Here is a 19,532-nt window from a genome sequence, read left to right on the forward strand (position 1 = left end):
TCCTCACAGCCGCGCGATGGAGAGCGCGCCATCCACATGCAGCACCGACCCCGTCGCAAACGCCAGCCTGCCGCTTGCCAGCGCGCCGGCGGCCTGCGCCACGTCCTCGGGCCGGCCCCAGCGGCCCATGGGCACAAGGCCCGCAGCGATCAGGCCGTCGTACCGATCGGCAGCGCCCGCCGTCATGGCCGTGCGGACGATGCCGGGGCGCAGCTCGAACACGCCAATGCCGTGCGCCGCCAGGCGCAGCGCGAACAGGCGCGTCAGCATGCCCAGGCCGGCCTTGGACAGGCAATACTCGCCGCGCTCCACCGACGCCATCTCGCCGCTGACCGAGGACACGGTGACGATGGACCGCGCAGCGCCCGAAGGCGCAGCCAGCATGCGCTGCGCCACGGCCTGCGTGAAAAAGAAGCTGCCGCGCAGGTTGGTGGCCATCACCCGGTCGAAGTCCTCGGCGCGGATGTCCAGCAGATCGCCGCGGCGCGGCGATCCCATGCCTGCGTTGTTGACCAGGCAGGACGGCACACCGCCCCAGGCGCAGACCGCATCGAGCACACGAGCGTGGTCGTGCACGTCGGCCAGGTCGCCGCGCACATGCAGCGCACGCGCGCCGCAGGCCTGGATCTGCGCGACGCTGGCGCCGTCACTGGCACCATCGTCCTGCAGCGTGGTGATGGCCACGTCAAAGCCGTCGTGCGCCAGTTGCAGCGCAATGGCGGCGCCTATGCCCTGGCTGCCGCCGGTGACCAGGGCCACGGGGCGCCGTGCCGTCGATTGCGGATTCATGGCAGCAGCTCCTGAAGGTGGTGACGCAGGTGACTGCCCACGCGCAGGGCCTGGGCAGCCACGGTCAGCGCGGGGTTGACTGCGGCCGAGGACGGGAAGAATCCCGCATCGACCACATACAGGTTGTCCAGCTCCCAGGCCTTGCAATGCGGGTCCAGCGCCGAGGTGGCCGGATCACTCCCAAGGCGCACCGTTCCGCACTGGTGCGACACCACCTCGGTGCCGAAGCCGCGCGACAGCACCAGCGGGTAGCCGGTGCCGCGCAGTATCTGGGCGCAGCGCGCCACCCAACGCTGGTGGGCGCGCAGGTTGGTGCGGTGCCAGTGCAGGTCGATGGCTCCGTCTGCGCGCAGCGTGACGCGGCTGCTGGGGTGGGGCAGGTCCTCGCTTTGCGCGTACCAGTCCACACTGCGCTCGGCCAGCGCGCTGCGCAGCCACCTCGGGGTGCCCGGCAGGGCGGCACGCAGCATGGGCTCGCGGATCTTTCCCAGCAGTTGCAGGCTGCCCAGCGGCGGGCCGCCCGCGCCGTCGCCGAAATAGAAGTCGTGCAGCGCCAGCGTCTTGGGAAAGCGCGTGCGGTTGCGCCTGAACGGGTGCCATGCCATCAGGGCCGTGGTGTTGTGCGTCATGTAGTGGCGGCCCACCACGTCGCTGCCATTGGCCAGGCCGCGCGGATGCCACGCATTGGCCGAGCGCAGCAGCAGGGCCGCCGAGTTGATGGCGCCGGCACTGAGCACGAACAGCCCCGCCGTGATGCGGCGCGCCACGCCGCGGTCCACCACCTCCGCCGCGACGACGCGCCGCCCGCCCGCATCGGTGAGCAGGCGCTGAACGTGCACGCCGGTGTGCAGCCGCACATTGCGGTGCGCCAGCGCAGGCCGCAGCAGGCAGGTTTCGGCATCGCCCTTGGCCCCCACCATGCAGGGCACGGCGTCGCAATTGGCGCAGCGCCGGCAGTGCCCGCCCGGTCCCAGGTCGATGGCGCAGGGCATGGGAAACGGCCGCAGGCCCTGGGCACGCAAGCGCTGCTCGATGCGCGAAAGCAGCGGCTCGTGCGGCACCGGGGGATGGGCATAGGCCGTGCTGCGCGGCGGCTCCGTGGGGTCGGCGCCGCCCTGGCCGCGCACGCCGAACAGCTGCTCGGCCAGGGCATACCAGGGTTCAAGATCGGCATAGCGCAGCGGCCAGGCGGGCGAGATGCCCTCCTCATGCTCCACCGCCTCGAAATCGCGCTGCCGAAAGCGCAGCATGGCCGTGCCGTAGAACTTGGTGTGCCCGCCCACGAAATAGAACATGCCGGGCCGAAACGCCCGCCCGCTGGCGTACCAGACCTCGTCGGTCTGGTAGCGTCTTTCGGCGAAGACGGCCTCGATGTCCCAGTTCTGCGCCTCGCGCGGCAGCACCGGGCCGCGCTCCAGCACCCATACGCTCGCACCGCTGTCCGCCAGTTGCAGGGCCACGGCCGAGCCGCCCACGCCCGAGCCGATGATGAGCACATCGCAGTCCAGCCCGTTGTGCGCCATGGCGGTCATGCGATCAGCGCCTGGGTGGCGGCATCGAAGCAGACCAGCCGAGACAGGTCGATCAGCAGGCGTGCCCTGTCCCCGGCGCGCAACGGCGTATCGGGCGGCAGCCGCGCGGTGAACGCATGGCCACCGAGCTCCAGCAGGGCCAGCGTGTCCGATCCGGTGGGCTCCAGCAGTTCGACGCGGGCCTCGGCCAGGCCCTGGCCGGGGGCGGCCGGCACGCCTTCGGGCGCCAGGCCCACGGCCTCGGCACGTATGCCGGCAATGACTTCGCGGCCCGCATGGCCCTGCAGCGCGGTGGCCAGCGGCTGCGGCAGGGGCAGGGACTGGCCGCCGATATCGAGGAAGGGACCGCCCTGCCCCTCACCCGCCCCCTCACCCACGCGCGCAGGCAGCAGGTTCATGCGCGGCGACCCCATGAAGCCCGCCACAAAGGTGTTGGCCGGCCGGTTGTAGACCTGCTGCGGCGTGCCCAGCTGCTGCAGCACCCCGCCCTTCATGACGGCGATGCGCGTGGCCAGGGTCATGGCCTCGATCTGGTCGTGCGTGACATAGATGATGGTGGCGCCCAGGCGCTGATGCAGCTTCTTGATCTCGGCGCGCATGTCCACGCGCAGCTGGGCATCGAGGTTGGACAGCGGCTCGTCGAACAGGTAGAGCTGCGGCTCGCGCGCCAGCGCCCGCCCTATGGCCACGCGCTGGCGCTGGCCGCCCGACAGCTGGCGCGGCTTGCGCCCCAGCAGGTGCTCTATCTGCAGCAGCCTGGACACCTCCTGCACCCGCGCAAGGCGCCGCGACTTGTCCACCTTGCGCATCTCCAGCGGAAAGCCGATGTTGCCCGCCACGGTCATGTTGGGGTACAGCGCATAGGACTGGAACACCATGGAGATGTCGCGCTCGGCCGGCGCTGTGTGGGTGATGTCGCGGCCGCCCAGCGCCAGGCGGCCGCCGCTGGGCGGCTCCAGGCCCGCGATGATGTTCATCAGCGTGCTCTTGCCACAGCCCGACGGGCCGACGAGGACCAGGAATTCGCCCTCCTGCACGGCAATGCTGATGTCCTGCAGGATGCTGGCCGCGCCGAAGCGCTTGTGGATGCGGTCGAGATCAAGGAATGCCATGGAATGCCTCACTGCAAGATGCTGGGCATCAGCCTTTGACGGCGCCGGCCATCAGCCCGCGCACGAAGAACCGGCCCGATACCAGGTACACGGCCAGCGTCGGCAAGGCCGCAATGAACGCCCCCGCGAAGTGGACGTTGTATTCCTTGACACCGGTGCTGCTGTTGACCAGGTTGTTCAGCGCCACGGTCAGCGGGTAGGAGCTGAAATCGCTGAACGAGGCGCCGAACAGGAACTCGTTCCAGATGCTGGTGAACTGCCATATCGCGGCCACCACGACGATGGGCAGGCTGTTGGGCAGCAGCACGCGCCACAGCAGCCCGAAGAACCCCGCGCCATCCATGCGCGCCGAGCGCACCAGCTCGGCCGGGAAGGCCGCGTAGTAGTTGCGAAAGAACAGCGTGGTGAAGCCTATGCCGTACACCGTGTTGACGAAGACCAGGCCCTTGAGGCTGCCCGCCAAGCCCAGCGCCCCCAGCATCTTGGCCATGGGGATCAGCACGATCTGGAATGGAATGAAGACCGACAGCAAGATGGCGCCGAACAGCAGGTCCGCCCCCCGGAAACGGAACTGGGTCAGGATGCAGCCGTTGAGCGCGCCCAGGGCCGTGGACAGCAGCACGGATGGCACGGCCACCAGGAAGGAATTGAGGAAGAACGGCCGCAGCCCCGTGGCCTGCACGCCGATCTGCGCCGTGCTCCAGGCGCTGCGCCAGGGCGCCAGCGTCCACTGCCCGGGCAGCGCCAGCAGGTGGCCGCTGCGGATCTCGTCGAGCGGCTTGAACGAATTGGCCAGCATCACATAGACCGGCAGCAGGAAGACCGCCGCCAGCAGGACCAGCGCCGCATACAGCAGCACGCGCCAGGGCTGAAGCCGCCGTGTCAAGGACCAGGGTGTGCGCAGCTCAGTCATGGCGACCTCCTGCGCTGCGCATGGCGCCCCAGAGATAGGGCAGGACGATGGCGCCCACGGCCAACAGCATCAGCACCGAGCTGGCCGCGCCCACGGCCATCTCGTTGCGGGTGAACGAGTATTGATACATGAACACCGAGGGCAGCCAGGTCGAGCGGCCGGGCCCGCCATTGGTCAGCGCAATCACCAGGTCATAGGACTTGATGGCCATGTGCGCCAGGATCACGAAGGCCGATACGAAAACCGGCCCCAATTGCGGCAGGATGATGCGCCAGTAGACCTGCCAGGTGCGCGCGCCATCGAGCCGCGCCGCATGGATCTGCTCGGAGTCCACCCCGCGCAGGCCCGCCAGGAACAGGGCCATGGCAAAGCCGCTGGTCTGCCACACGGCGGCGATGACCACGCAGTAGATGGCCATGTCGCCGTCCTTGATCCAGCCGAACGCAAAGCCCTGCCAGCCCAGCAGGTGCATGGATTTTTCCAGGCCCACGCCGGGGTCGAGCAGCCATTTCCACGCCGTTCCCGTGACGATGAAGGACAGGGCCATGGGGTACAGGAAGATGGAGCGCAGCACGGCCTCGGCGCGGATCTTCTGGTCGATCAGGATGGCCAGTACCAGGCCCAGCGCCATGGCAATGGCGATGTAGAGGCTGGCGAACACCGCGAGGTTGTTCGCCGAGATCTTCCAGTTCTCCAGCCCCAGCAGCCGCGTGTAGGCAGCGGTGCCGGCCCATTCATGGCGCGGCAGCAGGGTCGATGCCGTGAACGACAGATAGACCGTGAACAGAATGCATCCGTACACGCACACCAGCGTGAGCAGCACGCTGGGGCTGAGAAGCAGCCTGGGGAGCCAGCCGGCCTTCATGGCAGGGTCCTCCATCAGTCGGCCAGGGCCGAGGCCAGCTCGGCCACGGCCCTGGCATCATCGATCTGGCCGTTGAAGTGGCGCGTGACCACGTCATAGATGGCGTTCTTGGCCGATGCGGCCGTCGCATGGCCCAGCGCAATGGAGCCCAGCATGCTGCGCCGGCCATCGGCCTCGGCCACGTCGCGGATGGCCTTTTTGCCGCATTCGTCGAAGGCCGTATCCGCCACGTCCAGGCGCGCAGGCGCCGCACCCTTGACGACATTGAACGCCGACTGAAAGGCCGGCTCCATGATGGCGGCCGCCAGCTTGCGCTGAGCGGCCGCCTTGCCCGCGTCGGACAGCCTGAACATCACGAACTGGTCGGAACTGAAGGCCACCATGCCCTGGGTGCCCGGGAAGCGGTAGCAGGCAAAGTCCTTGCCGGGCTGCTTGCCGGCGTTGAGGAACTCGCCCTTGGCCCAGTCGCCCATGATCTGGAAGCCCGCCTTGCCGGCGATGACCATGCCCGAGGCCACGTTCCAGTCGCGCCCCGAAAAATCCTTGTCCACCAGGCTGCGGATCTGCGCCATGCGCTGGAATACCTTGCGCGTGGTCGCCGACCGGATGGTGGCCGGATCGCGCTCGATGAAGGCCTTGCGGTAGTAGTCGGCGCCGCCCGTGGACAGGGCCACGCTGTCGAACACGATGGCCTCCTGCCAGGGCTGGCCGCCATGGGCGATGGCGATGAAGCCGGCCTGGCGCACCTTGCGCGCCGCCGCGATGAATTCGTCAAAGCTCGCCGGCTGGGCCGTCACGCCCGCCTGGGCCAGCACCTGCCGGTTGGCCCACAGCCAGTTGGTCGAATGGATGTTGACCGGCGCCGCGATCCAGCGGCCCTGGTAGCGCGAGAATTTCTGCACCTCCTGCGGCACGCTCTTGTCCCAGCCCTCGCGCGCGGCCAGGGCATCCAGGTCGGCGACCACGCCCTGTCCACCCCAGTCCAGGATGTCGAAGCCCAGCATCTGCACCGCCGTGGGCGGGTTGCCCGAGGTCGCGCGGGCGCGCACCGCCGTCATGGCCGCCTCGCCGCCGCCACCGGCCACGGGCATGTCGTTCCAGCGCACGCCCTGCTTTTCCAGCCCGCTCTTGAGCAGGTTCAGCGCGGCGGCCTCGCCGCCAGCGGTCCACCAGTGCAGGACCTCGACGCTCTGCCCGGCCATGGCGGCCGGCGGTGTGGCAAAGGCCATGGCCAGCGCCATGGCAGTCAGTGGCCGCTTCATGCCGTGCCTCCTTCGTGGATGGGCAGATACCAGTGGCTGCGCGCCCCCAGGTGCATGTGCAGGGTCTTGGCCTGGGTGTAGTCCTCGGCGGCACGGCGGCCCAGCTCGCGGCCCAGGCCGCTTTGGCGGTAGCCGCCGAAAGGCAGCTCGGCATGGCCTTCGAGGAAGGTATTGACCCAGACCGTGCCGGCCTTGATGCGCCGCGCCGCCGCCAGGCAGGTGCTGAAGTCACGGCTCCAGACGGCGGCCGACAGGCCGTAGAGCGTGGCGTTGGCCAGGTCGATGGCATCGTCCAGGTCCTCGAAGACCAGCACCGCGAGCACGGGCCCGAAGACCTCCTGCCTGGCAACGGCCATGTCCGGCGTCACGCCGGCCAGCACCGTGGGCTCCACATACAGGCCCGGGCGCGCCATGCGGCCGCCGCCCAGCACCACGCGGGCGCCGGCCTGGCGCGCGGCCTCGATGTGGGTAAGGATGGCGTCCAGCTGGCGCTGCGTGGTGATGGCGCCCACCTGCACGCCCTGGTCCAGCGGATCGCCCACGCGCACCTGCCGAGCGCGCTCGGCCACGGCAGCCACGAAGCGCTCGGCGATGGCCGCCTGCACCAGCACGCGGCTGCCGCTGTTGCAGCACTGGCCGGCATTGAAGTGCATGCCCAGCACCGTGGCATCGACGGCCGCCTCGAAGTCGCAGTCGGCAAAGACGATCTGGGGGTTCTTGCCGCCCAGCTCCAGGGACAGCTTCTTGAGCGTCTGCGCCGATGCTGCGGCCACCTTCCAGCCTGTTTCCGTGGAGCCCGTGAAGGACAGCATGTCGATGTCCGGGTGCGCGGCCAGGACCTCGCCGACAGCGCCACCGCCGCCTGGCAGGATGTTGACGGCACCGGGCGGCAGGCCGGCGTTCATGAGGATCTCGCCCAGCATCAGCGTGGTGGCCGATGTTTCCTCGGCCGGCTTGACCACGGCCGTGCAGCCGGCGGCCAGCGCAAAGGGCAGCTTCTGGCTGACGATGAGCAGGGGAAAGTTCCAGGGCGTGACGATGCCGACCACGCCCAGCGGCTCGCGCAGCACCACACCCAGCGTCTGCTCGCCCAGCGTGTCATAGCTGTCGCCATGCAGGTTGCGCGCCAGTGCGGCGGCGTAGTGCCACAAGTCGGCCGCCGCGCCCACCTCGTCCAGCGACTGGGCCAGCGGCTTGCCGGTCTCCAGCGTCTCCATACGCGCCAATTCCTGCCTGCGGTCCAGCAGGCGTTCGGCCACGGCACGCAGCACGCTGGCGCGCTGCGCACCCTTCATGCGGGGCCAGGGCCCGTGGTCCGCAGCGCGGCGTGCTGCGGCAATGGCACGCGCGGCATCGGCCCGCCCGGCCCGCGCATGGATGCTGGCCACGGTGCCGTGGGCCGGGGAGCGGCGTTCCAGCGTCGCGCCGTCGGCCGCATCGGCCCAGGCGCCATCGATGAGCAGCCGGCCATGGAACGGGGGCCTGTGGACGAGGCCGGCCATGGCCCCTGCATTCACTGCAGGTGCATGGGCTGGAGGCAGGTTCGCGGCAGTCATGGTGGCGGTCTCCTTGGGTGGTTCAGGGGTGAGGCAAGGGCGGGACGGCGAATCGGCAGGTCGGCAGGTCGGCAGGTCGGCAGGTCGGCAGGTCGGCGCAGATTCAGCGGCCCAGGTAGCGCGGCACGCGCTTTTCCTTGAAGCTGAGCAGGCCTTCGGCTGCATCGGCCGTGCTCGCGGCCAGGGCTGCGGCCATGGCTTCCAGCGCGGCGGGTGCGTCTTCGCCGGCGGCGGCATTGATCAGTTGCTTGGTCAGCTGCAGTGCCACGGGCGCCTGGCCTGCCATGTCGTGGGCCAACGCAGCAGCGCGCAGGCCCAGTTCGCTGGCCGGCACCCGTTCATGCACCAGCCCGCAGGCCAGCGCCTGATCGGCGGACAGCCGCACGCCGCCCAGGGCCAGGTACTTCGCGTGGCCGGGGCCGATCAGCCGCACCAGCCGCTGCGAGCCGGACCAGCCGGGACAGGTGGCGATCGATGCCTCTGGCAGCGCGAACTGCGCCGTATCGACGGCGATGCGCACATCGCTGGTGATGGCCAGCTCCAGCCCGCCGCCGAACGCATGGCCGTTGAGCGCCGCAATCACGGGCTGGCGCAGCCGCGCCCACCGGTCGAACACCTGGTGGCCACGGCGCACCCACTGCCGCCACATGTCCAGCGGCTGCAGCGCGGCCCAGGCATGGATGTCGGCGCCCGCGCAAAAGGCCCTGTCGCCACGGCCGGTCAGCACCACGGCACGGATGGCGCCATCGGCCTCGATCTCGCGCGCCATGTGCTCCAGTGCGTCAAGCATGCAGGGGGTCAGCGCGTTCAGCCGTGCGGGCCGGTCTATCGTGACCTGGGCCACTGGGCCCTGGCGCACCAGTTGAACCAGGGTCTCAGCCACGGCGGACCTCCCGGGCCTGCAGGGCCAGGCCAAAGGGCGCATCGTGGAACAGGCGCTCATCCATACGCCGCAGGTCGGGCGCCACCTGCAGCGCCATGCCGGCCTGCTCCAGCACATCGCGCTGCAGGTCCACGCCGGGCGCGATCTCGCGCACGACCAGTCCCTGGTCTTCGAGGTCGATGACGCAGCGCTCGGTCACATAGCGCACCCGCTGCCCGCGCTGGCGCCCGACCAGGCCGCTGAAGCTGATGTGCTCGGCCGTGCCGACGAACTTGCGCGTGCCGCCCTCCTCGAGGATGTCCAGCCGCCCGTCTCCCACGCGCAGCCTGGCGCCGGCCGTGAAAAGTCCGCAGAAGACGATGCGCCGCGCATGGGCCGTGATATCCACAAAGCCGCCGCAGCCGGCCGTCAGATAGGGCCTGGCGCCCAGCCGCGAGACATTGACGCTGCCATCGCCATCCACCTGCAGGAAGGACAGCAGCGTCACATCGAAGCCCCCGCCCTGGAAATAGGTGAACTGCTGGGGCGAGGCCACGATGGCATCGGCATTGGCCGCGCAGCCAAAGGCAAAGCCCAGCAGCGGCATGCCGCCGACGGCGCCCTGCTCTATCACCCAGGTCACCTCGCCATGCAGGCCCTCCTCGAGCAGGATGCGCGGCACATTGGCCGCAATGCCAAAGCCCAGGTTGGCGGCATGCCCGTGCGCCAGTTCCATGGCGGCGCGGCGCGCAATCACCTTCTCGGGCCCCCAGGCCTGGGGCTCGAAGCCGGACAGCGGTTGCGCAACCTCTCCGCTGATGGCCGGGTCATACACCGTCTGCGTGGTCTGCCACTGATCGGCATCGACCACCACATGGTCCACCAGATGGCAGGGGACGCGGACATCGTGCGGCCTCAGGTGGCCGGCCCTGACGATGCGCTTGACCTGGGCGATGACGATGCCGCCGTTGTTGCGTGCGGCCATCGCCTGCTCCAGCGCACCCAGCAGCGCGCCTTCGTGCTCATAGCCCAGGTTGCCGCGCTCATCGGCCGTGGTGGCGCGCAGGACGGTCACGTCGGGCGCCACAGCGGGAAAGAACAGCCAGTCGCGCCCGTCGAAATGCTGCAGGCGCACTACCGGATGGCGGCTGGCCGGCTCGTTCATCGCGCAGCCCTGCTGTGCGGGATCGACAAAGGTGCCCATGCCCGCCTGGGTCAGCACGCCCGGGCGCCGCGCAGCCGCCTCGCGGTGCATGTCGAACAGGATGCCGCTGGGGATGTTGTAGGCCTGGATCTGGTTGTCCACCACCATGCGCCAGATCGCAGGCATGGGCAGCGAGGACGGGCCGCTGGGATACGAGCCGGCCAGGACACGCGACAGCAGCCCGGGCCGGGCCAGATGGTCCATTCCCTTGATGCCGTACATATCGCCGGCCGCAATCGGGTGCAGCGTGGTCAGGTTGCGCGGAGCACCCTCGCGTTCGAAGCGCTCGCCAATGGCGGCCAGCACCTTGTCGGGGCAGCCCAGCCCGCTGGACGAGCTCACGCTGACGATGTCGCCGTCGCGCAGCAAGGCTGCAGCCTGTGCGGCGGTGATGTGCTTGCTCATGCGGCTGCCCCCCGTTCCCGTGCCAGGGGATTGGCTATGGGCACGGCCCGGCCCGTGCGGCAGGCCTGGGCCATGGCCACCGCCGCCGCCAGCGAGCGCACGCCGTCCTCGCCGGTGGCGGCAGGCAGGCCTTCGCCACGCAGCGCGGCGCAGAACGCGGCCACCCCATGCGCGTAGAGACCGTGGTGCTCCACGGCAATGGCCTGCTCGCCGGCCCCATTGCGCAGCAGCACCTCGCCGCCCGGCCGCTGCGTCATCACATCGCGCCCGATGAGCGAGCCCGAGGTGCCATGGATCTCGATGCCGGTTCCCGCATGCGCCACGGTGAATGCCGCATGCAGTTGCGCCAGCACGCCGTTGTCCAGCCGCAGCACGGCCATCACGCCGTCCGCCACGCCGTTGCGAGACAGCGGTCCTTGCTGCTCCAGCGCCACCGCCTCCACCGGCTCAGCCCCCAGGATGAAGCGCAGTGCATCCACGTCATGCACGCCGATGTCGAGGATCACGCCACCGGCCTCGGGCCGCTCCAGCCGCCAGCCCTGCACAGAGGGCGGCAGTTCGATGGCGTGGAAGACGCGCGCAAACAGCGGCTGGCCCACGGCGCCATCGCGCACCAGCTCGCGCATCCTGCGGTGCGTTGCCGCGTTGCGCAGGTGGTGGTTGGTGCCCAGCACCACGCCCGCGGCCCGGCATGCCCTCACCATGTCCAGCGCATGCTCCACGGTCAGCGCCAATGGCTTCTCGCACAGAACATGCTTGCCGGCCGCTGCCGCAGCAAGGACCTGGGCGTGGCGCAGTTCGTTGTCGGAGCTGACGTAGACCACCTGGACTGACGGGTCGGCCAGCAGGGCGGGCACCGAGTCGTAGGCGCGGGCAATGCCCTGCCCGGCAGCAAACTGCGCCGCGCGCTTTGCACTGCGGCTGGCGACCGCCGCCACCGTGTGCCCGCGCTGCGCGCGGATGGCACCGATCATGTGATCGGCAGCAATGGTGCTGGCCCCTATCAATCCCCAACCGACCTCGCTCATGATCTCCCTCCATGTATTGATAATTTCTATTGGAACGTTCTAATTGATTATTGGAACGTTCCAAAAGAAGATCAAGCACAATCGCGCCGACCCAGGGAAAACACCGAACCATGATGAACAAGCCCCCTTCCGTGCGCGCCGTGACCATCCTTGACGTGGCGGCTGCGGCCCAGGTCTCCAAATCAACGGTGTCGCTGGTGCTCAAGGGCAGCCCCCTGATTCCGGCCGAGACATCGGAGCGCGTGCGTGCAGCGGCAGCGCAGCTCGGCTACGTCTACAACCGCCGCGCCGGAGAGCTGCGGCGCCAGTCGTCCAACATGGTCGGTGTCGTGATCAACGACCTGATGAACCCCTTCTTTGCCGAGGTGCTGGCGGGGCTGGAGCGCAGGCTGGCCGATGCCGGCTTCATCACGCTCATGGCCCACACCAGCGAAAGCCTGGAGCGCCAGCAAAAAGTGCTGACCACCATGCGCGAGCACAACGCGGCCGGCATTGCGCTGTGCCCGGCGCTGGACACGCCGGCCTCGCTGGCGCAGGACCTGCAGTCATGGGGCATTCCCCTGGTGGTCATGATCCGCACGCTGGGCGAGGGAAGCTACGACTTCGCAGGCGCCGACAACGCCCACGGCGTGATGGCGGCCACGCGCCACCTGCTGGCGGCCGGGCATCGCCGCATCGGTTTTCTGGGAGGGCTGGACGGCCTGATGCTGGAGCAGCGCCTGAGCGGCTGCAGGGCCGCCTTTGCCGATGCGGGCCTGGCTTTCGATGAAGACCTGGTTTTCTCCGCCAGCCCCACGCGCACGGGAGGGCATGACGCCATGCGCAGCCTGCTGGCCGCGCAGCCAGCCATCAAGGCGGCCATCTGCTACAACGATCTGGTGGCCTTTGGCGCACTGTCTGCCCTGGACGAAAACGGACTGCGCGCAGGCAAAGACTTCGCGCTCATGGGCTTCGACAACGTGTTCGATGCCGCGCATTCCCATCCCCCCCTGAGCACGGTGGACGTGCGCCCCGCCGAGCTTGGCGAACAGGCTGCCACCTTGCTGCTGGCACGCATGGCCCATCCGGGCCAGCCCCGCCAGCAGTTGTTGGCCAGGCCCAAGCTGGTGCTGCGCCAGTCAGCCTGAAGACCGCGGCGCGGTCGGAACTGGCCCGGATACCGACTGGCTCCACCGCGCTGAGCGGGATGCGCTCTGGCCTGCCGGCTTTTGATGAACCAGGCTCATGGTTTCATGAGATAAGACCACTTTACTTCATCGATTGCCGTCCATAACATCCGCACCTATTGCTTGCCCGCAGTTTTCGGCAAGGGCATGAATCAGGTCGCAGATCACAATGAACCAAGAACTCAGCTTCCATCTCAAGCGCATTCGTTTCGATGAAGACTATCAACCATCGGACAGCACGCGAATTACCACCAACTTTGCCAATCTGGCCCGTGGCGATTGCCGGCAGCAGAACCTGCGCAACACGCTGAGGATGATTGACAACCGCTTCAACGACCTGGCCCACTGGGACAATCCCACGGGAGATCGCTACTCGGTGGAGCTCGAGATCATCTCGGTCGAAATGGGAATTGGCGCCAGAAACGGCCTTGGTGCGTTTCCGTTGATCGAGATATTGAAGACCAGCATCCTCGACAAGAAGAACCACAAGCGCATAGACGGCATCGCAGGGAACAATTTCTCCTCCTACGTGCGCGACTACGATTTCAGCGTTGTGCTTGCGCAGTACAACGCCAACCGATCCGAATTCGGCACCCCCGATGATTTTGGCGACTTGCATGGAAAGCTGTTCAGGCAATTTTCCAGTTCAGGCACCTACAGGCAGCACTTCGACAAGCCGCCCGTCATCTGTATCAGCGTGTCCACCAGCAAGACCTACCAGCGCACCGGAAACCGGCACCCCATACTGGGCATCGAGTATCGGCAGAGCGAGTTCTCCTCGACCGACCGGTATTTCGAGAAGATGGGAATGCAGGTTCGCTTCTTCATGCCTCCAAATGGCGTTGCGCCACTGGCCTTCTACTTTCACGGCGACCTGCTGAACGACTATACGAATATCGAGCTGATCGGCACGATCAGCACCATGGAGACCTTCCAGAAGATTTATCGCCCCGAAATCTACAACGCGAATTCTGCAGCCGGGATGCTCTATCAACCCAGCCTGAAGAATCACGATTACTCGTCGACGCAGATTGTCTATGACCGGGAAGAGCGCAGCCAGTTGGCTGTCAAGCAGGGCAAGTTTGCAGAGCAGCACTTCATCAAGCCGTACAAGAATGTGCTTGAGCAATGGGCTGCCGATTTCGCCCTGTAGCCACCCGCCGCCATGCCTGCCATGGCACCCAATCCGTGGCGGGCCGGGAAAACCGTCCCGGAGCACGCCCGCCATACCCCTGTTTGATTTGAAGGAATTCCCAGATGTTCGAAACCTCGATCGCCGGCAGCCTGCCCAAGCCCGCCTGGCTGGCTGAAACCAACAAGCTCTGGCCCCAGTGGAAGGCCGAAGGCGATGCGCTTCGCCAGGCCAAGGCCGATGCAACCCTGCTGTGGATCAAGGCCCAGGAAGACGCAGGCCTGGACATCGTGTGCGACGGCGAGCAGTCGCGCCAGCACTTCGTGCACGGCTTCCTGGAGCAGGTCGAGGGCATCGACTTCGAGAACAAGGTGAAGATGGGCATCCGCGACAACCGCTACGACGCGATGGTGCCGCAGGTGGTGTCGGCCCTGCGCCTGAAGGGCCGCGTGCATGCCTTCGAGGCCCAACTGGCACGCGCGCACACCAGGAAGAAGCTGAAGTTCACGCTGCCCGGCCCCATGACCATCGTCGACACCGTGGCGGACCGCTTCTATGGCGACAGGGTGAAGATGGCCTTCGCCTTCGCCGAGCTGCTCAACCAGGAGGCCCTGGCGCTGCAGGCCGACGGCGTGGACATCATCCAGTTCGACGAGCCCGCCTTCAACGTCTACATGAAGGACGCCGCCGACTGGGGCGTGCAGGCGCTGGAACGTGCGGCGCAGGGCCTGACCTGCACGACGGCCGTGCATATCTGCTACGGCTACGGGATCAAGGCCAATACGGACTGGAAAAGCACCCTGGGCGATGAATGGCGCCAGTACGAGACGGTGTTCCCCGCGCTGGCCAGGAGCCGCATCGACCAGGTGAGCCTGGAGTGCATCCACTCCCACGTGCCGCCCGACCTGATGAGGCTGCTGGCCGGCAAGGACGTGATGGTCGGCGTGATCGACGTGGCCAGCGACGTGGTCGAGACCCCCGAAGAGGTGGCCGACACCATCGGCCGGGCGCTGGAGTTCGTGCCGAAGGAGCGGCTGTTCCCCTGCACGAACTGCGGCCTCGCACCCATGGGCCGCGACGTGGCGTGGCGCAAGCTGCAAGCGCTGGCAGCAGGCACGCGGCTGGCAAAGGAGCGGTTGGCGGCGGCCCCACATCAGGCACTGCGAGACACGGCCTGAGTGCCCCACAGCTTGAAATGGCCCGGCTCTGCAGGCTCAGCGCGGTAGCCCGTCAATCGTCTGGATCAGCAGTTGCGCCAATCGGTCGCTGGCCGCCTGCGTGCGGTGCACGCCATCCGGGTTCAGGTCTTCGTCACCCCGAAAGTCCGCATCCCAGCCGGCGTGCGGTATGCCCTGTTGCGTGGCGACGTCGTGCATCACCGCGTTCAGGGCGTCCAGGTTGTCCGTCCATTCCACGGGAAAGCGCCCCAGCGGCATGCCGGGCAGGCCCGTGAACACGGGAGTGGAGCCACATTCCCGGCTGATGCGCACGGCCTCCAGCAGGTCGGCCCGGTACTCGTCTGGCGGAACCAGGCCGAAGCCGTCATTAGCGCCCAGGGCGATGACCGTGACGCGGCTGCTATGCGGCACGTCGGCAAACGTCAGCATGAGTTTTTGCAACCGCAGGCCGTTGATGCACCTGTCATCCAGCGTCCACCAGGGGCGTGCCGCCTGGATGCGCTGCACCGGCGTGATGTCCACGCCGTAGCCGTTGAGAATGCTGTCGCCGTTGAGCTCGATGCTCAACGGGCAGCGATAGCCAAACAGCCGGCACAGCAGCTTTTGCAACCAATCCATATCGAACCTCCTGGGGAATGCGGGCATGGACGACACGGCATGTGTCGTTCACCCGATGATCCGCGAGGCTCCCGCGCCCACAGGCACTCCGGGCGCCACGGCCTGGCGTGCAGTCCCCAGGTACATCATCTGAAGGGCGCCAGGGCCGCTATCCCACCATCTCCCGCACCCAGCCCGGCAGCTCGACGGCCTTCTGCCTGGGAAAGTCCACCCAGATGACGGTGCCGCCACCGGCCGCGCAGATCACGCCGGGTTCGGAGACGCGTTCCATGGTTCCCCAGGTCTCGAAGGTGGTGCGGCCGGGGTCGCTGACGTACATCTTGAGCAGCACTTCGTCGGGATAGGCCAGCTGCTGGTGGAAGTTGCAAAAAGCATTGACGATGACCGGCCCCTGCCCACCCGGCGTAGGCGCCATGCCCGCTTCAACCATCCAGTCGATGCGTGCAGTCTCCAGATAGCGGAAGTACATGGCGTTGTTGACATGGCCCATGGCGTCCATGTCGCCCCAGCGCACTTTGAATCGCATCTCGTGAACCCATTTTTTATATTCTGGAATCTCTATGCGCATGCCTGCAGTCTCCTTGTTGTAGCGCCACCGCAAGGCACCATGCCCCGCAGCCCCCGGTCACTGTGCAGCAGGGCGGATTCCCGCGCTGTCACCTATCAGCAACGGCAGGGTCCAAGCACGTCATAGAATCCACCGCATTGCGGCTTTTGCGCTGCAACCGAACAAACGTTCGGTCTGCCGACCATCCTGTTTTTCAATATCCAAGCGAGACACCCCGATGACGAACGAAGAAATCCTGGCCCAGTACGGGCCGCGCGAAGCCATGGAATACGACGTGGTGGTGGTCGGCGGCGGCCCCGGCGGGCTGGCCACGGCCATCCGCCTCAAGCAGCTGGCGGCCGAAAAAGGCCAGGATGTCTCCGTCGTCGTGCTGGAAAAGGGGTCGGAACCCGGTGCCCACATCCTGTCGGGCGCCATCATGGACCCGCGTGCGCTGACCGAGCTGATCCCTGACTGGAAGGAAAAGGGCGCGCCCCTGACCCAGCCCGTCACCGATGACGCCATGGTCTTCCTGGGCGAGAAATCCGCCCTGCGCACGCCCAACTTCCTGCTGCCGGCCTGCTTCCAGAACCATGGCAACTACATCGTTCGCCTGGGCTACGTGGTCAAGTGGCTGGGCGAGCAGGCCGAGGCACTGGGCGTTGAGATCTTCCCGGGCTTTGCCGCTGCCGAAGTGCTCTACAACGAGGACGGCTCGGTCAAGGGCGTGGCCACCGGCAACATGGGCATCGGCAAGGACGGCGAGCCCACGGGCGAGTTCCAGCTGGGCATGGAGCTGCACGCCAAGTACACGATCTTTGCCGAAGGCTCACGCGGCCATCTGGGCAAGCAGATCATCGCCAAGTACCAGCTGGACGCCGGCAAGGACCCGCAAAGCTACGGCCTGGGCATCAAGGAGCTGTGGGAAATCGACCCGGCACGCCACAAGCCCGGCTTCGTGATGCACACGGCCGGCTGGCCCATGGACAGCAAGACCTACGGCGGCGCCTTCCTCTACCACCTGGACGACAACAAGGTCACGCTGGGCTTCATCACGGGCCTGGACTATGCCAACCCCTACCTGAGCCCCTTCGAGGAATTCCAGCGCTGGAAGACCCATCCCAACATCCGCTACTACCTGGAAGGCGACGAGTCCAAGGGCATCAAGCCGGCCAAGCGCCTGGGCTACGGCGCGCGCGCCATCACGGCCGGCGGCCTGCTGTCCCTGCCCAAGTTCGTGTTCCCGGGCGGCGCGCTCGTGGGCTGCGACGCAGGTTTCCTGAACGTCAGCCGCATCAAGGGCAGCCATGCCGCCATCAAGACCGGCATGCTGGCCGCCGAGGCCGCCTATGACGCCATCGTCGCGGGCCGCCAGGGCGACGAGCTGGGCGCCTATGTCCAGGCCTTCGAGAACAGCTGGCTGTACGAAGAGCTGAACAAGTCGCGCAACTTCAAGGCCTGGTTCAAGAAGGGCCTGACCACGGCCACGCTGATGAACGGCATCGAGCAGTTCGTGCTCAAGGGCAACATCCCCTGGACGCTGCACCGCGACAAGCCCGACCACGCCTACCTGAAGCCGGCGGCCGAGTGCAAGCCCATCGACTACCCCAAGCCCGATGGCAAGCTGACCTTCGACCGCCTGTCCAGCGTCTTCATCAGCAACACCAACCACGCCGAAGACCAGCCCGCCCACCTGACGCTCAAGGACGCCTCGGTGCCCGTGGCCATCAACCTGACCAAGTACGCAGGCCCCGAGCAGCGCTACTGCCCAGCCGGCGTCTACGAGTTCGTGGACGACACGGCCCAGGGCGGCAAGCGCCTGCAGATCAACGCCCAGAACTGCGTGCACTGCAAGACCTGCGACATCAAGGACCCCACGCAGAACATCGTCTGGGTCACGCCCGAAGGCGGCGGAGGGCCGAACTACGCGGGCATGTGATCCGCGCGCCACACCGGCCCTTCTCTGAAGCCTGCCCAAGCCTGCTTGTGCAGGCTTTTTCTTTGAGCCTCGTCAAAGCAACATCGGTGCAGAAAGCATAGAAGGCCATCCGAAATGCCATCGCACGCAATAAAAATGCACGGCAAAGCCAAAAACAGGCCCTTGAAGACGCAAACCTGCATCGCCAAACCTGTCCAAGACGCATGAAAAAGTTGCACCTAGGGCATTCCCCGCAGATTTCATGCCAATTTTTAGATACAAACCTATAGGTGAAAACCGGGTCGTCCAAACGCCAAGGCGTACAGGGCGGCTGCAGTAGACTTTGCCGCGAAGCGCCGCGACCGTCCTGTGCGGCCTTCTGCTGAGCAAACAGGAACAACCACAAGCACGTTGGAGATACACGTATGAAGCACTTGTCTTGGGCGCCCCTGGGCGCGCTGGCCCTGGCAATTTCCGCCATTGCGGGCGGCGCCCACGCCGCTGACGAGAAGTCGGTCGCAGTGACCGCCATCGTCGAGCATCCTGCACTCGACGCCGTGCGCGACGGCGTGCAGGCCGCGCTCAAGGAAGCAGGCTACGAAGCCGGCAAGAACCTCAAGTGGCAGTACCAGAGTGCCCAGGGCAACACCGGCACGGCCGCGCAGATCGCTCGCAAGTTCGTCGGCGACAAGCCTGATGCCATCGTCGCCATCGCCACGCCCTCGGCCCAGGCCGTGGTCGCCGCCACCAAGACCGTGCCCGTGGTGTTCTCCGCCGTGACCGACCCCGTGGCCGCCAAGCTGGTGCCCAGCTGGGAGCCTTCCAAGAACAACGTGACCGGCGTGTCCGACCTGCTGGCCCTGGACAAGCAGATGGAGCTGGTCAAGCAGGTCGTGCCCAACGCCAAGCGCGTGGGCATGGTCTACAACCCCGGCGAGGCCAACTCCGCCGTGGTCGTCAAGGAACTCAAGACCCTGCTGCCCAAGCTGGGCATGACCCTGGTGGAAGCCGCCGCTCCCCGCTCCGTGGACGTCAGCAGCGCTGCACGCAGCCTGGTCGGCAAGGTCGATGTGATCTATACCAACACCGACAACAACGTGGTCTCGGCCTACGAGTCGCTGGTCAAGGTCGGCCAGGACGCCAAGATCCCGCTGGTGGCCTCGGACACCGACTCCGTCAAGCGCGGCGCCGTGGCTGCCCTGGGCATCAACTACCGCGATCTGGGCGAGCAGACCGGCCGCATGGTGGTGCGCATCCTCAAGGGCGAGAAGCCCGGCGACCTCAAGACCGAAGTCAGCACCAAGATGGAGCTGTTCGTGAATCCGGGCGCCGCCGAGAAGCAGGGCGTCAAGCTGTCCGACGCGCTGGTCAAGTCGGCCGCCCAGGTGATCAAGTAATACCCGGGGTTTGCCTGCCCGGGACCAACCCGGGCAGTGCGCCCACGG

17 protein-coding genes are annotated in these 19,532 nt (G+C 67.1%); 5 read left to right on the forward strand and 12 right to left on the reverse strand.

Features of this window, described 5'->3' with window-relative positions:
• Window positions 1-3: 3 nt before the first annotated feature.
• The 10 genes from ACF8NF_RS11245 to ACF8NF_RS11290 form a co-directional block, all read right to left on the reverse strand.
• Window positions 4-789, reverse strand: a complete 786-nt coding sequence (locus ACF8NF_RS11245) for a 3-ketoacyl-ACP reductase (protein ID WP_338500504.1) — start codon at window positions 787-789, stop codon at window positions 4-6.
• Window positions 786-2,321: a GMC family oxidoreductase gene (locus ACF8NF_RS11250; RefSeq protein WP_343740132.1), complete on the reverse strand. Its 1,536-nt coding sequence runs from the start codon at window positions 2,319-2,321 to the stop codon at window positions 786-788. Before ACF8NF_RS11250 ends, ACF8NF_RS11245 begins: the two co-directional genes overlap by 4 nt.
• A complete protein-coding gene (locus ACF8NF_RS11255; RefSeq protein WP_343740131.1) occupies window positions 2,318-3,433 on the reverse strand; it encodes an ABC transporter ATP-binding protein in 1,116 nt (371 codons plus the stop codon). The genes ACF8NF_RS11250 and ACF8NF_RS11255 overlap by 4 nt, the downstream gene beginning before the upstream one ends.
• A gap of 28 nt (window positions 3,434-3,461) precedes the next feature.
• Entirely contained in the window at window positions 3,462-4,346 is an 885-nt protein-coding gene (locus tag ACF8NF_RS11260; protein WP_047216922.1) for a carbohydrate ABC transporter permease, read from the reverse strand.
• Entirely contained in the window at window positions 4,339-5,211 is an 873-nt protein-coding gene (locus ACF8NF_RS11265) for a carbohydrate ABC transporter permease (RefSeq protein WP_016446303.1), read from the reverse strand. Before ACF8NF_RS11265 ends, ACF8NF_RS11260 begins: the two co-directional genes overlap by 8 nt.
• A gap of 14 nt (window positions 5,212-5,225) precedes the next feature.
• The gene (locus ACF8NF_RS11270) at window positions 5,226-6,473 is read right to left on the reverse strand and encodes an ABC transporter substrate-binding protein (protein ID WP_392450606.1); all 1,248 of its coding nucleotides are present in this window, start codon (window positions 6,471-6,473) and stop codon (window positions 5,226-5,228) included.
• Window positions 6,470-8,029, reverse strand: a complete 1,560-nt coding sequence (locus ACF8NF_RS11275) for an aldehyde dehydrogenase family protein (protein WP_392450607.1) — start codon at window positions 8,027-8,029, stop codon at window positions 6,470-6,472. The genes ACF8NF_RS11270 and ACF8NF_RS11275 overlap by 4 nt, the downstream gene beginning before the upstream one ends.
• 103 nt (window positions 8,030-8,132) lie before the next feature.
• A complete protein-coding gene (locus ACF8NF_RS11280) occupies window positions 8,133-8,912 on the reverse strand; it encodes an enoyl-CoA hydratase/isomerase family protein (RefSeq protein WP_043791169.1) in 780 nt (259 codons plus the stop codon).
• On the reverse strand, window positions 8,905-10,500 hold the full coding sequence (locus ACF8NF_RS11285; RefSeq protein WP_046985419.1) for an acyl CoA:acetate/3-ketoacid CoA transferase: 1,596 nt from the start codon (window positions 10,498-10,500) through the stop codon (window positions 8,905-8,907). The genes ACF8NF_RS11280 and ACF8NF_RS11285 overlap by 8 nt, the downstream gene beginning before the upstream one ends.
• Complete coding sequence (locus tag ACF8NF_RS11290) at window positions 10,497-11,528, reverse strand: Gfo/Idh/MocA family protein (RefSeq protein WP_392450608.1); 1,032 nt, start codon at window positions 11,526-11,528, stop codon at window positions 10,497-10,499. The genes ACF8NF_RS11285 and ACF8NF_RS11290 overlap by 4 nt, the downstream gene beginning before the upstream one ends.
• Before the next feature lie 110 nt (window positions 11,529-11,638).
• On the opposite strand from ACF8NF_RS11290, the gene ACF8NF_RS11295 reads away from it, so the two are divergent.
• From ACF8NF_RS11295 to ACF8NF_RS11305, 3 genes are all read left to right on the forward strand, one after another.
• Window positions 11,639-12,655, forward strand: coding sequence for a LacI family DNA-binding transcriptional regulator (locus ACF8NF_RS11295; RefSeq protein ID WP_016446309.1), 1,017 nt, complete (start codon window positions 11,639-11,641; stop codon window positions 12,653-12,655).
• A gap of 208 nt (window positions 12,656-12,863) precedes the next feature.
• Window positions 12,864-13,847, forward strand: a complete 984-nt coding sequence (locus ACF8NF_RS11300) for a DUF1852 domain-containing protein (RefSeq protein WP_034366714.1) — start codon at window positions 12,864-12,866, stop codon at window positions 13,845-13,847.
• Window positions 13,848-13,951: 104 nt separating this feature from the next.
• On the forward strand, window positions 13,952-15,004 hold the full coding sequence (locus tag ACF8NF_RS11305; RefSeq protein ID WP_343740126.1) for a methionine synthase: 1,053 nt from the start codon (window positions 13,952-13,954) through the stop codon (window positions 15,002-15,004).
• 36 nt (window positions 15,005-15,040) lie between these two features.
• Here ACF8NF_RS11305 and ACF8NF_RS11310 read toward each other — a convergent pair whose 3' ends face one another.
• Window positions 15,041-15,622 carry a GDSL-type esterase/lipase family protein gene (locus ACF8NF_RS11310; RefSeq protein ID WP_312841470.1) on the reverse strand — a complete coding sequence of 194 codons (582 nt, stop codon included), beginning with the start codon at window positions 15,620-15,622 and terminating at the stop codon, window positions 15,041-15,043.
• A gap of 148 nt (window positions 15,623-15,770) precedes the next feature.
• Window positions 15,771-16,190 carry a thioesterase family protein gene (locus ACF8NF_RS11315; RefSeq protein WP_312841471.1) on the reverse strand — a complete coding sequence of 140 codons (420 nt, stop codon included), beginning with the start codon at window positions 16,188-16,190 and terminating at the stop codon, window positions 15,771-15,773.
• A 217-nt stretch (window positions 16,191-16,407) separates the two neighbouring features.
• Between ACF8NF_RS11315 and ACF8NF_RS11320 the strand changes: the two genes are divergently transcribed.
• Window positions 16,408-18,108, forward strand: coding sequence for an electron transfer flavoprotein-ubiquinone oxidoreductase (locus ACF8NF_RS11320; protein ID WP_343740125.1), 1,701 nt, complete (start codon window positions 16,408-16,410; stop codon window positions 18,106-18,108).
• A 404-nt stretch (window positions 18,109-18,512) separates the two neighbouring features.
• Window positions 18,513-19,484, forward strand: coding sequence for an ABC transporter substrate-binding protein (locus ACF8NF_RS11325; RefSeq protein WP_016446314.1), 972 nt, complete (start codon window positions 18,513-18,515; stop codon window positions 19,482-19,484).
• Window positions 19,485-19,532: the final 48 nt, after the last annotated feature.

Source organism: Delftia sp. WSY_22, assembly GCF_043104185.1.
Taxonomy (GTDB): Bacteria; Pseudomonadota; Gammaproteobacteria; order Burkholderiales; family Burkholderiaceae_C; genus Comamonas; species Comamonas tsuruhatensis.

What these genes read in the sequence shown, in the direction of transcription:
- ACF8NF_RS11245 (WP_338500504.1), bottom strand. Translation starts at nt 789, where the DNA reads ATGAATCCGCAATCGACGGCACGGCGCCCCGTGGCCCTGGTCACCGGC.
- ACF8NF_RS11250 (WP_343740132.1), bottom strand. Translation starts at nt 2,321, where the DNA reads ATGACCGCCATGGCGCACAACGGGCTGGACTGCGATGTGCTCATCATC.
- ACF8NF_RS11255 (WP_343740131.1), bottom strand. Translation starts at nt 3,433, where the DNA reads ATGGCATTCCTTGATCTCGACCGCATCCACAAGCGCTTCGGCGCGGCC.
- ACF8NF_RS11260 (WP_047216922.1), bottom strand. Translation starts at nt 4,346, where the DNA reads ATGACTGAGCTGCGCACACCCTGGTCCTTGACACGGCGGCTTCAGCCC.
- ACF8NF_RS11265 (WP_016446303.1), bottom strand. Translation starts at nt 5,211, where the DNA reads ATGAAGGCCGGCTGGCTCCCCAGGCTGCTTCTCAGCCCCAGCGTGCTG.
- ACF8NF_RS11270 (WP_392450606.1), bottom strand. Translation starts at nt 6,473, where the DNA reads ATGAAGCGGCCACTGACTGCCATGGCGCTGGCCATGGCCTTTGCCACA.
- ACF8NF_RS11275 (WP_392450607.1), bottom strand. Translation starts at nt 8,029, where the DNA reads ATGACTGCCGCGAACCTGCCTCCAGCCCATGCACCTGCAGTGAATGCA.
- ACF8NF_RS11285 (WP_046985419.1), bottom strand. Translation starts at nt 10,500, where the DNA reads ATGAGCAAGCACATCACCGCCGCACAGGCTGCAGCCTTGCTGCGCGAC.
- ACF8NF_RS11290 (WP_392450608.1), bottom strand. Translation starts at nt 11,528, where the DNA reads ATGAGCGAGGTCGGTTGGGGATTGATAGGGGCCAGCACCATTGCTGCC.
- ACF8NF_RS11295 (WP_016446309.1), top strand. Translation starts at nt 11,639, where the DNA reads ATGATGAACAAGCCCCCTTCCGTGCGCGCCGTGACCATCCTTGACGTG.
- ACF8NF_RS11300 (WP_034366714.1), top strand. Translation starts at nt 12,864, where the DNA reads ATGAACCAAGAACTCAGCTTCCATCTCAAGCGCATTCGTTTCGATGAA.
- ACF8NF_RS11305 (WP_343740126.1), top strand. Translation starts at nt 13,952, where the DNA reads ATGTTCGAAACCTCGATCGCCGGCAGCCTGCCCAAGCCCGCCTGGCTG.
- ACF8NF_RS11310 (WP_312841470.1), bottom strand. Translation starts at nt 15,622, where the DNA reads ATGGATTGGTTGCAAAAGCTGCTGTGCCGGCTGTTTGGCTATCGCTGC.
- ACF8NF_RS11315 (WP_312841471.1), bottom strand. Translation starts at nt 16,190, where the DNA reads ATGCGCATAGAGATTCCAGAATATAAAAAATGGGTTCACGAGATGCGA.
- ACF8NF_RS11320 (WP_343740125.1), top strand. Translation starts at nt 16,408, where the DNA reads ATGACGAACGAAGAAATCCTGGCCCAGTACGGGCCGCGCGAAGCCATG.
- ACF8NF_RS11325 (WP_016446314.1), top strand. Translation starts at nt 18,513, where the DNA reads ATGAAGCACTTGTCTTGGGCGCCCCTGGGCGCGCTGGCCCTGGCAATT.